Origin of the sequence: Mycobacterium sp. (assembly GCF_035499775.1) — a bacterium.
In the GTDB taxonomy this organism is placed as follows: Bacteria; Actinomycetota; Actinomycetes; order Mycobacteriales; family Mycobacteriaceae; genus Mycobacterium.
Map to the genome: position 1 here is coordinate 1 of NZ_DATJYB010000260.1, position 5,547 is coordinate 5,547.

The following is a 5,547-nucleotide window of genomic DNA, read 5'->3' on the forward strand; positions in this document are numbered from 1 at the left end:
TCCGTCGACGCGTTGTCCGACGACGCGGTCCTCGCGGCGCGGTCGCGACTGAACCCGGCCGCCGGGGTGATGCTGAGCGCGCTCTGGGCTGCCGAGACCGGCCAGCTGGCGCTGATCATTCACCACCTGGCCGTCGATGCGGTGTCCTGGTGGATTCTGCTGGAAGACCTCAACATCGCCTGGGCCCAACATCGCGAGGGCAGCGAGGTCGCGTTACCGGCGACCGGGACGTCGTTCGGGCGCTGGGCAACGCTTTTGGGCGAGCAGGCACGCGTCCCGGCGGTCGTCGAGCACGCCCACGCCTGGCAGCGCGTGACGGCGATCCCCCCGGCGCTGCCCCCGGTGCAGCCCGCCGTAGACACCTACGCGAACGCCGGGCACCTGTCGGCGTCGCTGGATGCCGAGACCACCGGCATGCTGCTCGGTGAGGTGCCGGCGGCATTCCATGCCGGAGTGCACGAGATTCTGCTGATCGCATTCGGTTTGGCGTGGGCAGAATTCTTGGGCACCGGTAGCGCGCCGATCGGCGTCGACGTCGAAGGCCACGGCCGCCACGAGGAGCTGGGCCCCCGTGTCGACCTGGCCCGCACGGTCGGCTGGTTCACCACCAAATACCCGGTGTCCTTGTCGGTGGGCGGGCTGTCCTGGGCGCAGGTGGTCGACGGCGATGCGGCGCTGGGCGCAGTCCTCAAAGACGCCAAAGAGCAGCTTCGCGCCCTTCCCGACGGCCTGACCTACGGGCTGCTGCGGTATCTCAACACCGATGTCGACCTGGCCGGGTCCGACCCGCCGATCGGGTTCAACTACTTCGGCCGGCTGGGCGCGGTTGCCGACGCCGCGGGTGATGGCTGGCGGATCTGCCCGGACGGCTCGTCGGTCACCGGTACGGCCGCGTCGGTGTCGATGCCGCTGATGCACACCGCGGAGCTCAACGCCGTCGCCCTCGACAGCGCGGCCGGCCCGCACCTGCAGGCCGACTGGACGTGGGCGCCTTCGGCTCTCGACGAAACGCAAATCAGCCGGCTGAACCGGCTGTGGTTCGACGCGCTGGCCGGCATCTGCGCGCATGTCCGATCCGGTGGCGGCGGGTTGACCCCCTCCGACATCGCGCCTGCCCGGCTCAGCCAACAGCAGATCGACGAGCTGCAGCGGCAATCTCAGATCGCCGACGTGCTGCCGCTGACCCCGCTGCAGCAGGGCCTGCTCTTCTACGCCAACACCGCGCCGGGCAGCGAAGACTTGTATGCGGGGCAACTGGATATCGGCATCACCGGCCGGCTGGACCGGGACCGGCTGCGCGACGCGGTGCACACGGTCGTCGCCCGGCATCCGAATCTGGTGGCCCGGTTCTGCCAACAGTTCGACGAGCCGGTGCAGATCATCCCGGCCGATCCCGTCGCGGCGTGGCGCTTCGTCGACCTCGACGGGCACGCCGATCCCGACGAGGCGCTTCAGCGGCTCTGCGCCGACGAGCGCGCCGCCGTCTGCGAGCTCGCCGACCAGCCGGCCTTCCGGGTCGTCCTGGTCCGCGTCGCCGCAGACCGGCACCGCGTGGTGCTGACCAATCACCACATCGTGCTGGACGGCTGGTCGATGCCGATCCTGCTGGGCGAGATATTCGCCGCCTACTACCGGCAGCGGCTGCCCGCGGTCGCGCCCTACCGCAGCTTTGTCAGCTGGCTGGCCGACCGGGATCACGAGTCAGCCCGCGCGGCCTGGGGCGAGGTGTTCGCCGGGTTCGACACCCCGACCCTGGTCGGCCCGCAGGACCGGATGGAGCTGGGGCAGCAGAGCGTGAAAGAGCTGCGGCTGCCCGCCGAGATCACCCGGGCCGTCGGCGAGCTGGCCCGCTCGTGTCGCACCACCGTCAACATCGTGCTGCAGGCCGCCTACGCGCAGCTGTTGTGTTCGTTGACCGGCCAGCACGATGTCGCTTTCGGCACCACCGTCTCGGGTCGGCCGGCTGACGTGGTCGGTGCCGAGTCGATGGTCGGGCTACTGATCAACACGGTGCCGGTGCGGGCGCGCATCACGACGTCGACCACCACCGCTGACCTTTTGGATCAGCTGCAAGGCGCGTACAACGACACCCTTGACCACCAGCACCTCGCGCTGACCGAGATGCACCGAATCACCGGTCAGGACCAGCTTTTCGACACCCTGTTCGCCTTCGAGAACTATCCGATCGACGCCGGCGCATTGTCGGGCGACCACGAGTTGGCCATCACCGACATCACCACACGGGAATCCACCCACTACCCGTTGACCGTGCAAGCCCAGCCGGGCCACGAGCTGGGTTTCCGCATCGAATACGACACCGACGTGTTCGACACCGCCGAGATCGACGCGTTGGTCGAGCGGTTGCACAAGGTGTTGCTGGCGATGACGGGCGATCCGGGGCGGCGGTTGTCGTCGGTGGATCTGCTCGACGAACGCGAGCATGCCCGGCTGGCGGCGATGGGCAACCAGGCGGTGCTAACCCGGCCCGCGAACCGGTCGTCGGTTCCGGAGTTGTTCGCCGCGCAGGTGGCCCGCGCGCCGGAGGCGGTGGCGGTGGTCTGCGATGGCCGCACCCTGACCTACCGCGAGCTGGACGAGGCCGCCAACCGGTTGGCGCACCTGCTGGCCGGGCGCGGCGCGGGCCCGGGAGCGTGTGTGGCGCTGCAGTTTTCGCGCTCGGCCGAGGCGATCGTGGCGATCTTGGCGGTGCTGAAAACCGGGGCGGCCTATCTGCCGATCGACCCGGCGCTGCCGGCGGCGCGCATCGAATTCATGCTCGCCGACGCCGCCCCGATCGCCGCGCTCACCACCACGGCTCTGGCGGAGCGGCTGGCCGGGTTCGGTGTGACGGTTATCGACCTCATAAACGTCGGAGACCCCGCCGTGCACGCCCAGCCCAGCACCGCACTACCGCCCCCGGCGCCCGACGACATCGCCCACATCATCTACACCTCGGGCACCACCGGCGTCCCCAAAGGCGTTGCGGTCACGCAGCACAACGTCACGCAGCTGTTCGACGGGCTGCAGATCGGCGTCGAGCTGGCGCCGGGGCAGGTGTGGACGCAGTTCCACTCCTACGCGTTCGACTTCTCAGTGTGGGAGATCTGGGGTGCGCTGCTGCATGGCGGCCGGCTGGTGGTGGTGCCCGACGCGGTGGCCCGTTCCCCGCACGATTTCCACGCGCTGCTGGTCGGCGAGAAGGTCACGGTGCTGACCCAGACCCCATCTGCGGTGGGGATGCTTTCGGCGGACGGCTTGGATGGCGCGGCGCTGGTGATCGGGGCGGAGCCTTGTCCGCCGGAGTTGGTGGATCGGTGGGCGCCGGGGCGGGCGATGGTCAACGTCTACGGCCCGACCGAGACCACGATGTGGTTGTCCAAGAGCGCGCCGTTAATGCGGGGCTCAGGCGCCCCGCCGATCGGGTCGCCCACCGCGGGCGCGGCTTTCTTTGTGCTGGATGCGTGGTTGCGGCCGGTGCCCGCGGGGGTGGTCGGCGAGCTGTATCTGGCCGGCCGCGGTGTGGGGTGCGGATATTGGCGCCGGGGCGGGTTGTCGGCGTCGCGGTTCGTGGCCTGCCCGTTCGGAGTGCCGGGTGGGCGCATGTATCGCACCGGGGATCTGGTGCGGTGGCGCTCCGATGGACAACTGGACTATCTAGGCCGCGCGGACGAGCAGGTCAAGATCCGCGGGTATCGCATCGAACTCGGCGAGATCCAGTCGGCACTGACAGCGGTGGACGGCGTCGAGCAGGCGGCGGTGATCGCCCGCGAGGACCGCCCCGGCGACAAGCGCCTGGTCGGTTACGTCACCGGCACCGCCGACCCCACCGAAGCACGCGCCGCGCTGGCAAAGCGACTGCCGGGCTACATGGTCCCCGCGGCGGTGGTGGCGCTGGAAACGCTGCCGGTGACGCCCAACGGCAAACTCGACAAACGAGCCCTACCCGCACCCGAATACGCAGCGGGTCAGTACCGCGCCCCGACCAGCCCCACCGAAGAAATGCTGGTTGGCATCTACGCCCAGGTGCTCGGTGTCGACCGCGTGGGGGTCGACGACTCCTTCTTCGACCTTGGCGGCGACAGCATTTCGGCGATGCGGCTTGCTGCGGCCGTCAACGCCGGCCTGGATGCCGACCTCGCGGTACGCACCGTGTTCGAGGCCCCCACCGTCGCCCAGTTGGCACCCCGTATCGGTGCGGCCGCGGGTCGGCTGCCGCAGTTGGTGGCGGGTCACCGGCCGCCGGTGGTGCCGTTGTCGTTCGCCCAGAACCGGCTGTGGTTTGTCGACCAATTGCAAGGGCCCTCACCGGTTTACAACATCGCGGCGGCGTTGCGGCTGCGCGGCACGCTTGATGCCGACACGCTGGGGGCGGCGCTGGCCGACGTGGTGGGCCGCCACGAGAGCCTGCGCACGCTGTTCGTGGCGCCCGACGGGATACCCCAGCAGGTGGTTGTCCCCGCCGAGCGGGCCGATTTCGGTTGGCAGCTGATCGATGCCACCGGATGGCCGGCAGACCGGCTGGATGAGGCGATCCGCACAGCGGCGCGTCACCAGTTTGATCTGGCATCCCAGATCCCTTTGCGGGCAACGCTTTTCCGCGTCGCCGACCAGGAGCATGTGCTGGTAGCGGTGGTGCACCATATCGCGGCCGACGGGTGGTCGTTGCGGCCGCTGGTGCGTGATCTGGGAATGGCGTATGCCAGCCGGTGCGCCGGGCAAGCTCCCGGCTGGGCGCCGTTGGCGGTGCAGTACGTCGATTACACGCTGTGGCAGCGGGCCCAGTTCGGGGATATCGCCGACAGCGCCAGTCCGATCGCCGCGCAGCTCGCCTACTGGCAGGACGCCCTGGCCGGGATGCCCCAGCGGCTGCAGCTTCCCACCGATCGTCCCTATCCGCTGGTGGCCGATCAGCGCGGGGCCACCGTGGCGGTGGACTGGCCGGCCGACTTGCAGCGCCAAGTTGCCCGAGTCGCCGGCGAACACAACGCGACCACGTTCATGATCGTGCAGGCCGCCCTGGCGGTGCTGCTGTCCAAGATCAGCGCCAGCCCCGAGGTCGCCGTCGGCTTCCCGATCGCGGGGCGCCGCGACCCCGCACTGGACGAACTGGTGGGGTTCTTCGTCAACACACTGGTGTTGCGGGTCGACCTGGCGGGTGACCCGACGATCGGCGAATTGCTGGCCCAGGTGCGGACGCGCAGTCTGGAGGCTTTCGAGCACCAGGATGTGCCGTTTGAGGTGCTGGTGGAGCGGCTCAACCCCACCCGATCGCTGACCCATCACCCGCTGGTGCAGGTGATGTTGGCCTGGCAGAACTTCGGTGGCCACACCGGCGACCTGGCCGGCGGGCCGGCCCTGGGTGACCTGGAGGTCACTCCGCTGCCGCTCGACACCCAGTCGGCCCGAATGGATCTGGTGTTCTCCCTGTCCGAACAGTGGAGCCAAGCCGGTGAGCCGGCCGGGATCGGCGGCAGGGTGGAATTCCGCACCGACGTGTTCGACGCGGCCAGCATCGAGGCGCTGGTCGAGCGGTTGCGACGGGTGTTG

1 protein-coding gene is annotated in these 5,547 nt (G+C 69.6%); it reads left to right on the forward strand.

Annotation, left to right across the window (positions count from 1 at the left end):
- On the forward strand, positions 1-5,547 hold a 5,547-nt coding region (locus VML93_RS17065; protein ID WP_325612421.1), incomplete at both ends, for a non-ribosomal peptide synthetase.